Annotated in this window: 12 protein-coding genes; 9 read left to right on the top strand and 3 right to left on the bottom strand. The window is 66.0% G+C overall.

Going from position 1 to position 15,197, the window contains the following annotated elements; all coding sequences use genetic code 11:
- Positions 1–288 precede the first annotated feature (288 nt).
- From pyk to OKW26_RS30675, 6 genes are all read left to right on the top strand, one after another.
- Positions 289–1,725, top strand: coding sequence for a pyruvate kinase (gene pyk / locus OKW26_RS30700; RefSeq protein ID WP_018421702.1), 1,437 nt, complete (start codon positions 289–291; stop codon positions 1,723–1,725).
- Between the two features lie 187 nt (positions 1,726–1,912).
- Positions 1,913–2,977 carry a class II fructose-bisphosphate aldolase gene (gene fba, locus OKW26_RS30695; RefSeq protein ID WP_184058328.1) on the top strand — a complete coding sequence of 355 codons (1,065 nt, stop codon included), beginning with the start codon at positions 1,913–1,915 and terminating at the stop codon, positions 2,975–2,977.
- A gap of 132 nt (positions 2,978–3,109) precedes the next feature.
- The gene (locus tag OKW26_RS30690) at positions 3,110–4,000 is read left to right on the top strand and encodes a phosphoribosylaminoimidazolesuccinocarboxamide synthase (RefSeq protein WP_429356100.1); all 891 of its coding nucleotides are present in this window, start codon (positions 3,110–3,112) and stop codon (positions 3,998–4,000) included.
- A 56-nt stretch (positions 4,001–4,056) separates the two neighbouring features.
- Positions 4,057–4,575 (top strand): 5-(carboxyamino)imidazole ribonucleotide mutase, encoded by a 519-nt coding sequence (gene purE, locus OKW26_RS30685; RefSeq protein ID WP_018421699.1) that lies wholly within the window; start codon positions 4,057–4,059, stop codon positions 4,573–4,575.
- Positions 4,576–4,679: 104 nt separating this feature from the next.
- Positions 4,680–5,876: a 5-(carboxyamino)imidazole ribonucleotide synthase gene (locus tag OKW26_RS30680; protein WP_184023007.1), complete on the top strand. Its 1,197-nt coding sequence runs from the start codon at positions 4,680–4,682 to the stop codon at positions 5,874–5,876.
- 10 nt (positions 5,877–5,886) lie between these two features.
- Positions 5,887–6,936 (top strand): L-threonylcarbamoyladenylate synthase, encoded by a 1,050-nt coding sequence (locus tag OKW26_RS30675; RefSeq protein ID WP_429356099.1) that lies wholly within the window; start codon positions 5,887–5,889, stop codon positions 6,934–6,936.
- 151 nt (positions 6,937–7,087) lie between these two features.
- On the opposite strand, the gene OKW26_RS30670 is transcribed toward OKW26_RS30675, so the two are convergent.
- The 3 genes from OKW26_RS30670 to dacB form a co-directional block, all read right to left on the bottom strand.
- Positions 7,088–8,311: an SGNH/GDSL hydrolase family protein gene (locus OKW26_RS30670; protein WP_429356098.1), complete on the bottom strand. Its 1,224-nt coding sequence runs from the start codon at positions 8,309–8,311 to the stop codon at positions 7,088–7,090.
- Positions 8,312–8,406: 95 nt separating this feature from the next.
- Positions 8,407–9,324 carry a sterol desaturase family protein gene (locus OKW26_RS30665; protein WP_429356097.1) on the bottom strand — a complete coding sequence of 306 codons (918 nt, stop codon included), beginning with the start codon at positions 9,322–9,324 and terminating at the stop codon, positions 8,407–8,409.
- 188 nt (positions 9,325–9,512) lie between these two features.
- Positions 9,513–11,153, bottom strand: coding sequence for a D-alanyl-D-alanine carboxypeptidase/D-alanyl-D-alanine endopeptidase (dacB, locus tag OKW26_RS30660; RefSeq protein ID WP_429356096.1), 1,641 nt, complete (start codon positions 11,151–11,153; stop codon positions 9,513–9,515).
- A gap of 264 nt (positions 11,154–11,417) precedes the next feature.
- Between dacB and OKW26_RS30655 the strand changes: the two genes are divergently transcribed.
- The 3 genes from OKW26_RS30655 (at position 11,418) to OKW26_RS30645 (ending at position 15,069) form a co-directional block, all read left to right on the top strand.
- Positions 11,418–12,080 (top strand): response regulator, encoded by a 663-nt coding sequence (locus tag OKW26_RS30655; RefSeq protein ID WP_027198735.1) that lies wholly within the window; start codon positions 11,418–11,420, stop codon positions 12,078–12,080.
- Positions 12,081–12,084: 4 nt separating this feature from the next.
- Positions 12,085–13,383: an ATP-binding protein gene (locus tag OKW26_RS30650; RefSeq protein WP_184058313.1), complete on the top strand. Its 1,299-nt coding sequence runs from the start codon at positions 12,085–12,087 to the stop codon at positions 13,381–13,383.
- Positions 13,384–13,551: 168 nt separating this feature from the next.
- The gene (locus tag OKW26_RS30645; protein WP_184058614.1) at positions 13,552–15,069 is read left to right on the top strand and encodes a DegQ family serine endoprotease; all 1,518 of its coding nucleotides are present in this window, start codon (positions 13,552–13,554) and stop codon (positions 15,067–15,069) included.
- Positions 15,070–15,197 lie beyond the last annotated feature (128 nt).

The following is a 15,197-nucleotide window of genomic DNA, read 5'->3' as shown; positions in this document are numbered from 1 at the left end:
GCGCCCGCGGGACCGGTTGCAGCGCATGCTCCGACCGGCGACGCGGAGCAGCCCCCAACGGCACAGGTCGAAGGTGCTCAACACGATTCGGCCCAGCCGGAACAGCCTTCCGGCAAGCAGGACAGCAAATCTCCGGCGCGCGAGGCGCCGCTCTCGAATACCGCATCACTCCACAAAGCGACACCGGCCACAACCGGCGCGCGACCCCAGGCAGCATCTTTCGATGCGCGAACTCCGCAGCAGCCCCGCAGCGCTCTTACCAGCGATCCTATCCAGACGAGGAGACTCATGCATCGCGCCACCAAGATTGTCGCTACTATCGGTCCGGCTTCCAGCACGCCGGAAATCCTGCTGCAAATGATTCAGGCGGGATTGGACGTGGTGCGGCTCAATTTCTCACACGGCACCGCGGACGACCATCGCCAGCGCGCCGAATTCGTGCGCGAGGCGGCCCGCCAGGCCGGCCGCGAAGTCGCCATCATGGCTGACCTGCAAGGCCCGAAAATCCGCGTCGGCAAATTCGAGAACGGCCGCACGACGCTCGTCACCGGCAATCCGTTCGTCCTCGATGCCGACTGCGAGCTCGGCAACGACGAGCGCGTCGGCCTCGACTACAAGGATCTGCCGCGCGACCTGAAGCCGGGCGACGTACTGCTGCTCAACGACGGCCTGATCGTGCTGAACGTGCAGCGCCTGATCGGCAACGAGATCCACACGGTCGTGAAGATCGGCGGCGAGCTGTCGAACAACAAGGGCATCAACCGCCAGGGCGGCGGTCTGTCGGCGCCCGCGCTGACCGCGAAAGACATGGAGGACATTCGCACGGCGATGTCGCTCGGCGTCGATTTCGTCGCGGTGTCGTTCCCGAAAAACGCGACCGACATGGAAATGGCCCGCCAGCTCGCGAACATCGCCGGCGCGCCGTACGGCATCAAGCCGAAGATGATCGCGAAGATCGAGCGCGCGGAAGCGATTCCGGCGCTGCAAGGCATCCTCGACGCGTCGGACGGCATCATGGTCGCGCGTGGCGATCTGGCCGTGGAAGTGGGCAATGCCGCGGTGCCGGCGCTGCAAAAGCGCATGATCCGGATGGCGCGCGAATCGAACAAGTTCGTGATCACCGCGACGCAGATGATGGAGTCGATGATCCACGCGCCGGTGCCGACCCGCGCGGAAGTGTCGGACGTCGCCAACGCGGTGCTCGACGGCACGGACGCGGTGATGCTGTCGGCGGAATCGGCGGCGGGCAAGTACCCGGTGCAGACCATCGAGACGATGGCCGCGATTTGCGTCGAAGCGGAAAAGTCCGAGCAGTCGGAGCTCGACAAGGACTTCCTCGACCGCACGTTCACGCGGATCGACCAGTCGATCGCGATGGGCGCGCTGTTCACCGCCTATCACCTGGGCGCCAAGGCCATCGTCGCGCTGACCGAATCGGGCTCGACCGCGCTGTGGATGTCGCGTCACTGGACCCACGTGCCGATCTTCGCGCTGACGCCGCGCGTCGGCAGCGAACGGGCGATGGCGCTGTATCGCAACGTGACTTCGCTGCATCTGGACACCAACACCGACCGCGACACGGCGCTGCAGCAGGCGCTCGAAACGGTGGTCGGCAAGGGCTACGCGTCGCACGGCGACATGGTCGTGCTGACGGTCGGCGAGCCGATGGGTCAGGCGGGCGGCACCAACACGTTGAAGATCGTGCGGGTCGGTGAACCGTACTGATCAGGCAGGACTGCTCGATCGGCACAGGCTCGATTGAGCGAAGCAGGGCGGCGAAACCCGTACGGTCCATGTGCGACGGCGCACCAAAGCGCCGGTGTCATCGCGGGAACGCCGCCTGCTTCGCGATAAAATCGCCGCAAAAGATGCCGACGGCAAAAGAATTCGTTTCAATCTAAGGAGTTTCAGCATGCCTCTCGTATCAATGCGTCAACTGCTGGACCATGCTGCGGAAAACGGCTATGGCCTTCCGGCATTCAACGTGAACAACCTGGAGCAGGTGCAGGCGATCATGGCCGCGGCCGACAAGGTGAACGCCCCAGTCATCATGCAGGCGTCGGCCGGTGCGCGTAAGTACGCGGGCGAGCCGTTCCTGCGTCATCTGATCGAAGCGGCGGTCGAGTCGTATCCGCACATTCCGGTCGTGATGCACCAGGACCACGGTCAGTCGCCGGCGGTGTGCATGGCGGCGATTCGCAGCGGCTTCACCAGCGTGATGATGGACGGTTCGCTCGAAGCCGACGGCAAGACGGTCGCATCGTACGAGTACAACGTCGAAGTGTCGCGCAAGGTCGTCGAGGCGGCGCACTCGATCGGCGTCACCGTGGAAGCGGAGCTGGGCGTGCTCGGTTCGCTCGAAACGATGAAGGGCGACAAGGAAGACGGCCACGGCGCCGAAGGCACGATGACGCGTGAACAACTGCTGACCGATCCGGAGCAGGCCGCCGACTTCGTCAAGCTGACCCAGTGCGACGCGCTGGCCATCGCGATCGGCACCTCGCACGGCGCCTACAAGTTCAGCAAGAAGCCGACGGGAGATATTCTCTCGATCCAGCGCATCAAGGAAATCCATCAGCGCATTCCGAACACGCACCTCGTGATGCACGGCTCGTCGTCGGTGCCGCAGGAGCTGCTCGCGGAAATCCGCGAATTCGGCGGCGACATGAAGGAAACCTACGGCGTGCCGGTCGAAGAAATCCAGGAAGGCATCCGTCACGGCGTGCGCAAGGTCAACATCGATACCGACCTGCGTCTGGCGATCACGGGCGCGATCCGTCGCTACATGGCGACCAACCCGGGCAAGTTCGATCCGCGCGATTACCTGAAGCCGGCGCGCGAAGCGGCGATGAAGATCTGTATCGACCGTTACATGCAATTCGGCTGCGAAGGCCAGGCTGGCAAGATCAAGCCGGTTTCGCTTGATAAAATTGCGCAGAAGTACAAGTCGGGCGAGCTCGCGCAAGTCGTCCGTTAAGCTGTAGTTTTGGCTCCGCGCCTGGCCGTTCGGCCAGGTTGTCGTCCGATCGCCGTTCCCGCATCATCGGGGGAACGGCGTTTCCCTTTTGTTCCGGTCACATTTTTTGCACCACTTTAGCGAACCACGACGATGTCTACCCTCTACGAATCCACGCTCCGCTCGCTGCCGCTGCTCGGCCGCGGCAAAGTCCGCGACAACTATGCCGTGGGCAACGACCAGTTGCTGATCGTCACGACCGACCGTCTGTCGGCGTTCGACGTGATCATGGGCGAGCCGATTCCGAACAAGGGTCGCGTGCTCAACGCGATGGCGAACTTCTGGTTCGAGAAACTGAAGCACGTGGTGCCGAACCACCTGACGGGCGTCGCGCCGGAGTCGGTGGTCGCGCCGGACGAAGTCGAGCAGGTCAAGGGGCGCGCGGTGGTCGTCAAGCGTCTCGAGCCGATCCTCGTCGAAGCGGTGGTGCGCGGCTATCTGGCCGGCAGCGGCTGGAAAGATTACCAGGCCACCGGTTCGGTCTGCGGCGTGCAACTGCCGCCGGGCCTGCAGAATGCGCAGAAGCTGCCCGAGCCGATCTTCACGCCGGCCGCCAAGGCCGAGATGGGCCACCACGACGAAAACATCACCTACGACGAGATGGAGCGCCGCATCGGCACCGAACTGTCGGCCACGATCCGCGACATTTCGATCCGTCTGTATAAGGAAGCCGCTGATTACGCGGCCACGCGCGGCATCATCATTGCGGACACGAAGTTCGAATTCGGTCTGGACAACCACGGCAAGCTGTACCTGATGGACGAGGCGCTGACCGCCGATTCGTCGCGCTTCTGGCCGGCGGACCAGTACCGGGTCGGCACGAACCCGCCATCGTTCGACAAGCAGTTCGTGCGCGACTGGCTCGAAACCCAGCCGTGGAAGAAAGAGCCGCCGGCGCCGAAGCTGCCGGACGACGTGGTCGCGAAAACGGGCGAGAAGTACCAGGAAGCGCTCGAGCGCCTGACCGGCCACAAGCTCGACTGATGTGATCGCGCGCGCCGTGTCAGGCGCGCATCGCCGGGAAACAAGGAAGCCGTAAGATGAGTGAAGCACAAACCGCCCATACGCATGATGCGCCGGTCGTCGGCGTATTGATGGGCTCCAGTTCCGACTGGGAAGTGATGAAAAACGCCGTCGCGATTCTGCAGGAATTCGGCGTGCCGTACGAAGCGAAGGTCGTGTCCGCGCACCGCATGCCCGACGAAATGTTCGCCTATGCTGAAAGCGCGCGCGAGCGCGGCATTCGCGCGATCATCGCGGGTGCGGGCGGCGCCGCGCATCTGCCGGGCATGCTGGCCGCGAAGACCACGGTGCCGGTGCTTGGCGTGCCGGTCGCGAGCAAGTATCTGAAGGGCGTCGATTCGCTGCATTCGATCGTGCAGATGCCCAAGGGTGTGCCGGTCGCGACGTTTGCGATTGGCGAGGCGGGTGCCGCGAACGCGGCGCTGTTCGCGGTGTCCCTGCTCTCCGGCACCAGCGCCGAATACGCGGACAAGCTCGCTGCATTCCGTGTGCGCCAGAACGAAGCGGCTCACGCGATGGTATTGCCGGCGCTGTAAGCGCGCTGGTTGTTTTATAAGACGTCTCCTGTCCGACCCCCGGCCGGATGCCCGCCGCTCGCTGTGCGAGCGCGACGCGTATCCGGCCGCGACCGACCACCAAGATGAACCCTGACAACACACCGGTTTCACCGATTCTGCCCGGCGCATGGCTTGGCATGGTCGGTGGCGGCCAGCTCGGCCGCATGTTCTGTTTTGCCGCCCAGGCGATGGGCTATCGCGTCGCTGTGCTCGATCCGGACGAAACCAGCCCGGCCGGCGCGGTCGCCGACCGCCACCTGCGCGCGGCCTACGGCGACGAAGCGGCGCTGACCGAACTCGCGCGGTTGTGCGCGGCGGTGTCGACCGAATTCGAGAACGTGCCGTCCGCGAGCCTCGACTTTCTCGGCAAGACCACCTTCGTGAGCCCGGCGGGGCGTTGCGTCGCCGTCGCGCAGGACCGGATCGCCGAGAAGCGCTTTATCGCGTCGTCGGGTGTGACGGTTGCGCCGCACGTCGTGATCGAGTCGTCGGATGCGCTTGCGGCGCTGGGCGATGGCGAGCTCGAAGCGGTGCTGCCCGGCATCCTGAAAACGGCGCGCATGGGTTACGACGGCAAAGGCCAGATTCGCGTGCGCAACGCCGAGGAAGTGCGCGAGGCGCATGCGTCGCTCGGCGGCGTGCCGTGTGTGCTCGAGAAGCGCCTGCCGCTGAAGTTCGAGGTGTCGGCGCTGATCGCGCGCGCGGCGAGCGGGGCGTCGGTGGTCTATCCGCTCGCGCAGAACACCCATCGCGACGGCGTGCTGTCGCACACCATCGTCCCCGCGCCGGACGCGTCGCCGGCGCTCGTGCAGCAGGCTCAACAGGCCGCGCTGCAGATCGCCGAGAAGCTCGGCTACGTCGGCGTGCTGTGCGTCGAATTCTTCATTCTCGAAGACGGCTCGCTGGTCGCCAACGAAATGGCGCCGCGCCCGCATAACTCCGGCCACTACACGGTCGACGCCTGCGCGACGAGCCAGTTCGAGCAGCAGGTGCGCGCGATGACCAGCATGCCGCTCGGCGACACGCGCCAGCATTCGCCGGCGGTGATGCTGAACATCCTCGGCGACGTGTGGTTTCCGGACGGTCCGAAGCGCGCGGCGGTCACGCCGCCGTGGCAGGAAGTCGCCGCGATGCCGTCAGCGCGCCTGCATCTGTACGGCAAGGAAGAGGCGCGTTGCGGCCGCAAGATGGGCCACGTGAACTTCACCGCGCCGACCCTCGAAGAAGCCCGCACCGCGGCGCGCGATTGCGCGCGGCTGCTGCACATCGCCACCAGCTGACGCGCGCGCCATGCCGGATCAACTGAAACCCGCCGAGGACGCTACCAACGCGTTGCCGGTCAGCGCCGCGCAGATCGAGCACGCGGCGGCCTTGCTCGACGCGGGGGGGCTGGTCGCGTTTCCGACGGAAACCGTGTACGGCCTCGGCGGCGATGCCGAGAACCCGGACGCGGTCGCGCGCATTTACGCGGCGAAGGGGCGGCCGGCCAATCATCCGGTGATCGTGCATCTCGCGCCGCATGGCGATCCGAACTACTGGGTCGAGTATTTGCCGGAGGATGCGCAGCGTCTGATCGACGCGTTCTGGCCGGGACCGCTCACGCTGATCCTCAAGCGCGCTGCGCGCATTCCGGCGGCGGTCAGCGGCGGGCAGGACTCCGTGGGACTGCGCTGCCCGTCGCATCCGGTTGCGCAGGCGTTGCTCGATGCATTCAGCGCGTTGCGCGGCGGGCATGGCGGCGTCGCCGCGCCGTCGGCGAACCGCTTCGGGCATGTGAGCCCGACCACCGCGCAGCATGTGCGCGACGAGTTCGGCAGCGCGATTCATGTGCTCGATGGCGGCGCGTCGGATGTCGGTATCGAGTCGACGATTCTCGATCTGTCGCGCGGCTTTCCGGCGCTGCTGAGGCCCGGTCGCGTGACGCCGCAGGATATCGCCGACGTGCTCGGCGAGGCGCCGCGTCTGCCCGACGGGTCGGACGCGACCGCGCCGCGCGCGTCGGGCACGTTGAAAGCGCATTACGCGCCGCGCACGCCGCTCGTGCTGCTGCCACTCGGCGAGCTCGAGCCGCTGCTCGCGGTGCGCGAGCCGGGCGAGCGCGTCGCACTGGTCGCGCGCGCGTCGCGTGCGGGACAGTGGGCCGATGTCGACGGCGTGCATTTCGTCGCCGCGCCGGAAGATCCGCACGTCTATGCACGCGAACTCTACGGTTTGCTGCGCGCGCTCGATCGCGCGAACGTCACGCGGATTCTGATCGAGAAGCTGCCCGATACGATCGAATGGATTGCGGTCAACGATCGGCTCGGGCGCGCGGCGGCGGCGTTCGAAGCGCAGCACTGACGCAATCGGCTCGCTGCGCTGCATGGCACGGCCACCGGAAAAGACAAAGGCCCGGCTCGTTCAACGAGCCGGGCCTTTTGCCATCCAGCCAGCCTTAGCGACGCCGGTTAGCTGTCATGTCAATACCGCTAACCCCACGGCCAACGCCGCGTTACTTGCCAAGCCCGCTAGCAGCGATCTGCGTCTCGACCTGCTGTGCGAACAGCGCTTGCAGATGCGTGGTCGGATGCACGAGGTCGGCGAACATGTAGGTCTGGTCCGCGCCGGCCACCGTGTAGGTTTGCGGCGAGCAGAACAGCGACGACGCAAGCGCGCTGCCGAAGTCCGCCGCCGTCTGGCCGGAGGCGAGCACGCTCGGATTGTTCGTCGCGTACGTGGTCGCGCTTTGGGCCATCGACGTCAGGTTACACGCGGTGCCCGTATTCGACACGGTGAAACCGAGCGACTGATAGTTCTGCAACGTCTGGTCGATCCACGCGAATGCGCTCACGTAGATGACCTGCTTGCTCGACGCGAGGCCTTGCTGCAGCACGCCGTTGTAGGTCTTGACGAGCGCGTTGATGAGCGCCTGGCCTTGCGCGCCCGCGGCGAGACCTTGCGGCGTCTGCGCGATGTCCGGCACGTCCGACACCACCACGTGCGTCGCGCCCGACGCGACGACCTTCTGCACCGTGCCGACGAACGTGGTCGCCGCGGTGGTGATGTCCTGCAGCGCGGCCAGCGTGGCCGTCTGCGACGCGGCGGCTGCCGCCGTCTGCGCGTCGGCCGGGGTACCGCCGTTCAGGAGCGCCTGCGTCGCCGCTGCCGTACCGGCAGCCGAGACCGCTTGCACCGCGACGAAGATGTCGTTCGCGCCGCCGTTCATCAGCACGAGCTGGTTCGAATTGAAGCTGTTATTGTGCCCGGCCAGATACTCGGCGACCTGCGTCGTGACCGGCACCGTCGTCGCGGCCATGTTGTTCGGCGCGTAGCCTTCGCCCGGCTGCAGATCGACACGCGAGCCGCCCTGCGCGTAACCGAGGCCGCCCGTCGCGGTGAGCGGCATGCCGAAGCCGCCGACGTACGCGGCGGTGAGCGTGCCGCCGTAGTACTCGGCGACCTTCTGCGTCCAGACCTCACCCGGATTCGTCGTGAAGCGGCCGCCGCCCGTGCCGACGTTCGCCTGGACCGTCGGCATGTATGTGCCGACATCCGACAGGCTGTCGCCGAATGACACGACCTGCAGCGTGACGCCCCCCGGCGGCGTGTTGCTGCTGCTCGAACTATTGTTGTCGCTGCCACCGCCGCATGCCGCGAGCGCGGCGAACGCTGCGCTCGCCACTGCGATCTGCGTGACGCGCAACCATTGCTGTTTCTTCGAAGCGGTTTGATTCATGTTGACTGCATCTCCTCGTATGTGTGGCCCTTGATGCCATGTGTTGCAGGCGGCGTCCACCGCGTTGGCGGCGTGACGACAGCTTACAGAATCTTCTACGGCCTGCGCGATGTCCGAAGCGCGACCGTATGGTTTGAGTTCAAGCCGGCTCCCTTCGCGCGCTGCGCATGATAAGCGGCGGCCCAGGCGGGCGGCGCGAACAGCGCACGCCATTTGTTGCGCCAGCCGCGCACGCTCGCGAAGTCTGCGGCCATCGATGCCCATTCGTGAAACGTCGCCTTCAGCGGGTTGTACGTATGCAGCGGCTCGGCGATGCCGTACCGCGGCGCCTCGTGCGGGTCTTCTTCGATGTAGCTGCCGAGCAGGCGATCCCAGATCACCAGTACACCTGCGTAATTGCGATCGATGTAGCGATCGTTGCGCGCATGATGCACGCGATGGATCGACGGCGTATTGAACACGTATTCGAGCCAGCGGAGCTTGCCGATCGCCTGCGTCTGCACGAAGAACTGGAAGCCGAGATTGATCAGCACGACCGCGACGATCTGCTTCGGAGCAAAGCCAGCAATGGCGAGCGGAATCCAGAACACCCACATGCCGGCGATCGGGTACATCAGGCTCTGGCGGAACGCGGTCGAAAAATTCATCCGCTCCGACGAGTGATGCACGACGTGCGCGGCCCACAGCCTGCGCACGCGATGACTGCAGCGATGAAAGAGGTAATAGAGCAGGTCCTGCGCGACGAACAGCACGACGAACGACAGCCACGTCGCCGGCCATGTATGAAAGCGGTAATGTTCGTAGAAAAACGCGTAGACAGGGATGATCGCGAGCCACGCGAGCTTGTCGGCGGCCTGCTGCAGCAGCGCGAGCGCGGCGTTGCACAGCGTGTCGCGCCAGCTGTAGAGCCGCTCGGCCGGGCGCGTGCGGCTCACGTGCCACGCCTCCCAGCCGATGCAGGCAAGAAAGACGGGCGCCATGGCGAGCAGCAGCAATTCGGCATCGAATTGCATCTTGTCTCCCTTCCTGGTCCCTGACCGCCGCGCGGTACGCGGCGGGTGGTGTCGTTATCGTTCGTGAGGTCGCGCGGTCTGCACGACCGGCGCCCTGCGCGGCAAGCCCGTGATGTCGCGCGCCGCATGCTGCCCGACAGCGTACACGGTTAGGGGCTTGCCGCGCGCGGCATCGCTAGAAGGAATACTCAGTGGCTGCCGCGCTTGCGCGGGTTTTTCCTGGGCTTCTCGCGCGCTTCCTCGATGGGCGCGGAAACCTTCGTAAAGCCCTGCGACGGGCCTTCGTACACCCATTCGAGCAGCGCGTCGTGCGCGGCGCGCGCCGCTTCCGAATGCGGATCGTTGATCAGGCTGACGACGACATAGCTGTTGCCGTCGGCCGACGCGACGTAGCCGGCGATCGCGCGTACGTCGCGCAGCGTGCCGGTCTTGATGTGCGCGTTGCCGCCCGCGCCCTGGCTGGTCAGGCGATTGCGCATCGTGCCGTCGACACCGGCGATCGGCAGCGAGTCGACGAACACCTGCGCGACTGGGCTCGCGTTCGCGCGTTGCAGAACATCGGCGAGCGCGAGCGCGGTGATGTGTTCGTCGCGCGACAGGCCCGAGCCGTTATCGAGCGACAGGTATTCGGTGTTCAGGCTGTCGCGCGTCAGGAAAGCTTCGACCGCGTGCGCGGCTTTCGCGGGCGTGGCGGGCGGCCTTTCCTCGGCGGCGCCGATTGTCAGGAACAGGTTGCGCGCCATCGTGTTGTTGCTGAACTTGTTGATGTCGCGAACGATGTCCGACAGCATCGGCCCCTCGTGCCTGGCGACGAGCTTCGCGCCGGCGGGCACCGCGCCTTCGCGGGTCGCGCCCGTGAATGTGCCGCCGGTTTGCTGCCACAGCGCGAGGAAGCCGCGCGCGAAGAACGTCGAGTGATCGAGCACGGCGACGTTGATCGTGCGCGCGTCGCAGCGCACCGGAAAATCGCCGATGAACGACGCGACGAGCGTGCCGTCAGGCTCCGGCGTGACGGTCGGCGTCGGCAGCTCGCCCCGGCATGGGCCGCTCGTCGCACGCAACTGGTTGTCGATGCGCAGTTGCGCGAGCGCGGGCAGCACGTCGATCGCCACCGTGCCATCGGGCGACGGCGTCAGCGTGAACGACAGCGATTTGAACGCGTACAGCAGCGGATCGGGGCCGACGTTGTATGGCGCGTTCACGTCGTCGTCGAACGCGGGCAGGTCGCGAGTCGACGGATCGAAGTAGCGCTTGTCGAGCACCAGCGCGCCGTCGATACCGTTGATGCCCGCCTTGTGAATCTTCTGCACGAGGTCGATCAGTTCTTCGGGCACGAGCTTCGGGTCGCCGGTGCCCTGGATGTACAGATTGCCGTGCAGCACGCCGCTCGCGTCGAGCGGGCCGTCCGCGTACGCGCTGGTGCGCCAGCGGTAACCGGGACCGAGGATCGACAGGCCCGCGTAGGTGGTGACGAGCTTCATGGTCGAGGCGGGCATCATCGGCTTGCCGGCGTTCAGCGCGAGGATCGGCGTGCGATCGCCGACCTTTTCGACGACCACGCTGATCGACGACAACGGCACGTGCGCGCGCTGCAGACCGACCATCACCGGCTGCGGCAGTACCGTCGTGACGTTGACGCTCGGATGCGTGGCCTTGACGCGGGCCTCCCCGGTCAGCGGCAGCAGCGTGCCTGCGCCGAGCGCGGCGGCGCAGAGCCAGACGGCCGCGCGCGGCACGACGCGGTTAGGCATGAAGGCTGCGCGATCGAACATACGGCGCGAGCGCAGCGCCATACGGCGTGCGACGGAAGACAGAAAAGGGTGCGTCATGAACGGGTGAACGGGCAAACGGATGAGCAGGATTTCAAGGTGTGCGGCGAGCGGCGTGCGCCGTGCGCGGGACGATGGAACGGCAAGCTGGGCGCCTTGACGGCGCGGTAGCGCGCCGCGGTCTACCCGACGGCCGTCGCGCGACGCAAAGCGCCCATTGTAGTGACATCCCGCGAGGCTGCGGTGAAAAAAGCGCCACACGCCGCACGGGTCGGAAGCGGGCGCTAGAATGCGGCATCATCGAATGTTTTGGAACGGACAACCATGCGCATCCTGCTAGTCGAAGATGACCGGATGATCGCCGAAGGCGTGCGCAAGGCGCTGCGCGGCGAAGGCTTCGCCGTCGATTGGGTCGAGGACGGCGAAGCGGCGCTGCGAGCGGCGGCGGCCCAACCTTACGACCTCGCGTTGCTCGACCTCGGTCTGCCTAAGCGCGACGGTCTCGAGGTGCTGCGCGCACTGCGTGCGCGCGGCCATGCGCTGCCGGTGCTGATCGTCACCGCGCGCGACGCGGTCGCCGATCGTGTCAAAGGCCTCGACGCCGGCGCTGACGATTACCTTGTCAAACCTTTCGATCTCGACGAGCTCGGTGCGCGGATGCGCGCACTGATCCGGCGCCAGTCCGGCCGCAGCGATTCGACGATTCGCCACGGCAATTTGACCCTCGATCCCGCGTCGCACCAGGTGACGCTCGATGGCGCCCTGGTCGCGCTATCCGCGCGCGAATTCGCGCTGCTCGAGGCGCTGCTCGCGCGACCCGGCGCGGTGCTGTCCAAGAGCCAGCTAGAGGAAAAGATGTATGGCTGGGGCGAGGAGATCGGCAGCAATACCGTCGAGGTCTATATCCACGCGCTGCGCAAGAAGCTCGGCGCCGATCTGATCCGCAACGTTCGCGGGCTTGGCTACATGATCGCGAAGGACGCCTGAGCCGATGCGCTCGATTCGTCGACAACTGTTGTTCTGGCTGCTCGCGCTCGTGCTGCTCGGCGTCGGCATCGCGGGCTGGCTGATCTACCGGCAGGCACTCGCCGAAGCGAACGAGCTGTTCGACTACCAGCTCGAGCAGATCGCCGCGGCGCTGCCGGCGGAACCGTTCTCGCAGGTGCTCGGCCGCGATACCGGCGATGAGGGCATCGTGCTGCAGATCTGGAACCGCAACGGCATGCTGATGTATTACTCGCGGCCGCGTGCGCCGCTCGCGCCGCGCGCCGAACTCGGTTTTTCGACCGAGCGCACCGACCGCGGCGAATGGCGCGTATATGGCGCGATCGTCGGCGACAACGTCGTGCAGCTCGCGCAGCCGCTGTCGGTGCGCAACCGGCTCGCCGCCAATGTCGCGCTGCGCACGCTGTGGCCGCTGATCGTGCTGCTGCCGCTGCTCGGACTCGCGGTATGGGTGATCGTCGGTCGCGGGCTGCGGCCGCTGCGGCGCGTGACGAGCGCGCTCGACACCCGTCATCCCGAAGCGCTGGATCCATTGCCTGATCAGCGCCTGCCGCTCGAAGTGCGGCCGCTCGTGCGTGCGCTGAACGGGCTGCTGCAGCGGCTCGCGACCGCGCTCGATATCCAGAAGGCGTTCGTCGCCGATGCCGCGCACGAATTGCGCACGCCGCTCGCCGCGGTACAGATTCAGGCGCAACTGGTCGCGCGCGCGAAGGACGACACAGCCCGCAGCGAGGCGCTCGTCGATCTGCAGGCCGGTGTCACGCGCGCGACGCGCCTCGCCGAGCAACTGCTCGCGCTCGCGCGCGCCGAGCCGGACGGCGCCGCCGGCGCAGTGATGCTCGATCTGCGCGAGCTGCTGCAGGAGTGCGTCGCGACCTACGCGCCGCTCGCGATGAATCGCGGCGTCGACCTCGGCATCGAGGCGAGCGAGGCCGCCAGCGTGACCGGCGACGCCGAAGCGCTGCGCGTGATGTTCAACAACCTCGTCGACAACGCGACCAAGTACACGCCGCGTGGCGGCCGCGTCGACGTCAGCCTGCGTGTCGAGGACGGCCATCCGGTCGTGCGGATCGCCGATAGCGGCCCCGGTATCGATCCCGCCGATCGCGAGCGCGTGTTCGACCGGTTCTATCGCGCGGGAGCGGGCGCGAATCGCGCGCGCACCGACGTGGCGGGCAGCGGCCTCGGTCTCGCGATCGTGCGTCGGATCGCCACCCAACATCATGCGCAAGTGTCGCTCGATGACTCGCCGGCCGGTGGTTTGCAGGTCATCGTACGCTTCTGATCATGGTGATTTACTGTTCGGCCAACGCCGGCGTTCGTGCTGGCGCGGCAGTCCGTAGCGGCCGGTCCGATAAGGTTCCCATGATCTGGCGCTGCTTAAGACTCTTTTAAGTGATGCCCCTTACGCTCCTCGACATCCCAAGTCACTTTCTCCAGTCAGGAGCTCATGATGAACGCGAAAACCTTGTCCCGCGGCGCCGTTGCGGTAGCTGTGGCCGCTGCGCTTTCAGCCGGCTATGTGGCGGGCCATCGCGACGTGCCAGCACCGCAGATCATCTCGCCAGCGCAAGCCGCCGCGATGATGCCAGCCGAAGCAGCCGCCAAAACCGGTATCCCCGATTTCTCCGGTCTCGTCGAAACCTACGGTCCGGCCGTCGTCAACATCAGCGCGAAGCACGTGGTCAAGCAAACCGCGATGCGTGGTAATGGCGGCAACCTCAACGGCAACCAGCTGCCGATCGATCCGAACGATCCGTTCTATCAGTTCTACAAGCGGTTCTTCGGCGGCGTGCCCGGCATGCAGGGCGGCGATGGCGGAGACGCGCCCGACCAGCCGAGCGCGAGCCTCGGCTCGGGCTTCATCATCAGCAATGACGGCTACATTCTGACGAACGCGCACGTGGTCGATGGCGCGAACGTCGTCACCGTGAAGCTCACCGACAAGCGCGAATTCAAGGCGAAGGTGGTCGGTGCCGACAAGCAGTCCGACGTCGCCGTGCTGAAGATCAACGCGAGCGATCTGCCGACGGTGAAGATTGGCGATCCGCGCCAAAGCAAGGTTGGTCAGTGGGTCGTCGCGATCGGCTCACCGTACGGCTTCGACAACACCGTGACCTCGGGCATCATCAGCGCGAAGTCGCGTTCGCTGCCCAATGAGAACTACACGCCGTTCATCCAGACCGATGTGCCGGTGAACCCTGGCAACTCGGGCGGTCCGCTCTTTAATCTCCAAGGCGAAGTGATCGGCATCAACTCGATGATCTACTCGCAGACGGGCGGCTTCCAGGGCCTGTCGTTCGCGATCCCGATCAACGAGGCGATCAAGGTCAAAGACGATCTCGTCAAGACCGGTCACGTGAGCCGCGGCCGCCTCGGCGTCGCGGTACAGGGCTTGAACCAGACGCTCGCCGAGTCGTTCGGCATGCAGAAGCCGCAAGGTGCGCTGGTCAGCTCGGTCGACGCCAACGGGCCGGCGGCCAAGGCTGGCTTGCAGCCGGGCGACGTGATCCTGTCGGTGAATGGCGACGAAGTGAGCGATTCGACGGATCTGCCGGCGAAGATCGCAGGTCTCGCGCCGGGCAGCTCGGCCACGCTGAAAGTGTGGCGTGACAAGGCCAGCAAGGACGTGAAGGTGACGATCGGCTCGTTCTCGGACGCAAAGGTTGCGTCGGCGAACAAGACCGATCAGCAGACCCAGTTGCAAGGCCGTCTCGGCGTCGCGGTGCGGCCGCTGACGCCGGAAGAGAAGAGCAGCGCGTCGGTGTCGCACGGTCTGCTCGTACAGCAGGCAGGCGGCGCGGCGGCGAGTGCCGGCATCCAGGCGGGCGACGTGATTCTCGCGGTCAATGGCCGTCCGGTCACGAACATCGATCAGCTGAAGCAGATGATTTCGGGCGCAGGCAACAGCATTGCGTTGCTGATCCAGCGGGACAACGCGCAGATTTTCGTGCCCGTAGATCTCGGCTGATCCAGTATCCGGGCGGTTCGAACGGATCGCCCATTCCAGTTTGGCTGTAGTAGCGATTGCCGGTCCTTTGCATTTACTGCAAGGACCGGTTTTTTTTCGCCGGTCCGTACCGTGCTACAGCGAGCAGC

Origin of the sequence: Paraburkholderia sp. 32, assembly GCF_050435345.1 — a bacterium.
Classification (GTDB): domain Bacteria; phylum Pseudomonadota; class Gammaproteobacteria; order Burkholderiales; family Burkholderiaceae; genus Paraburkholderia; species Paraburkholderia tuberum.
Note: the sequence above shows the minus strand (reverse complement) of the source record. Positions and strands in the feature narration are given on the sequence as shown.

Excerpts from the sequence above, each read along its gene's own strand:
- purE (WP_018421699.1), top strand. The coding sequence starts at position 4,057 with ATGAGTGAAGCACAAACCGCCCATACGCATGATGCGCCGGTCGTCGGC.
- pyk (WP_018421702.1), top strand. The coding sequence starts at position 289 with ATGCATCGCGCCACCAAGATTGTCGCTACTATCGGTCCGGCTTCCAGC.
- OKW26_RS30675 (WP_429356099.1), top strand. The coding sequence starts at position 5,887 with ATGCCGGATCAACTGAAACCCGCCGAGGACGCTACCAACGCGTTGCCG.
- OKW26_RS30655 (WP_027198735.1), top strand. The coding sequence starts at position 11,418 with ATGCGCATCCTGCTAGTCGAAGATGACCGGATGATCGCCGAAGGCGTG.
- OKW26_RS30645 (WP_184058614.1), top strand. The coding sequence starts at position 13,552 with ATGAACGCGAAAACCTTGTCCCGCGGCGCCGTTGCGGTAGCTGTGGCC.
- OKW26_RS30680 (WP_184023007.1), top strand. The coding sequence starts at position 4,680 with ATGAACCCTGACAACACACCGGTTTCACCGATTCTGCCCGGCGCATGG.
- fba (WP_184058328.1), top strand. The coding sequence starts at position 1,913 with ATGCCTCTCGTATCAATGCGTCAACTGCTGGACCATGCTGCGGAAAAC.
- OKW26_RS30665 (WP_429356097.1), bottom strand. The coding sequence starts at position 9,324 with ATGCAATTCGATGCCGAATTGCTGCTGCTCGCCATGGCGCCCGTCTTT.
- dacB (WP_429356096.1), bottom strand. The coding sequence starts at position 11,153 with ATGACGCACCCTTTTCTGTCTTCCGTCGCACGCCGTATGGCGCTGCGC.
- OKW26_RS30690 (WP_429356100.1), top strand. The coding sequence starts at position 3,110 with ATGTCTACCCTCTACGAATCCACGCTCCGCTCGCTGCCGCTGCTCGGC.
- OKW26_RS30650 (WP_184058313.1), top strand. The coding sequence starts at position 12,085 with ATGCGCTCGATTCGTCGACAACTGTTGTTCTGGCTGCTCGCGCTCGTG.
- OKW26_RS30670 (WP_429356098.1), bottom strand. The coding sequence starts at position 8,311 with ATGAATCAAACCGCTTCGAAGAAACAGCAATGGTTGCGCGTCACGCAG.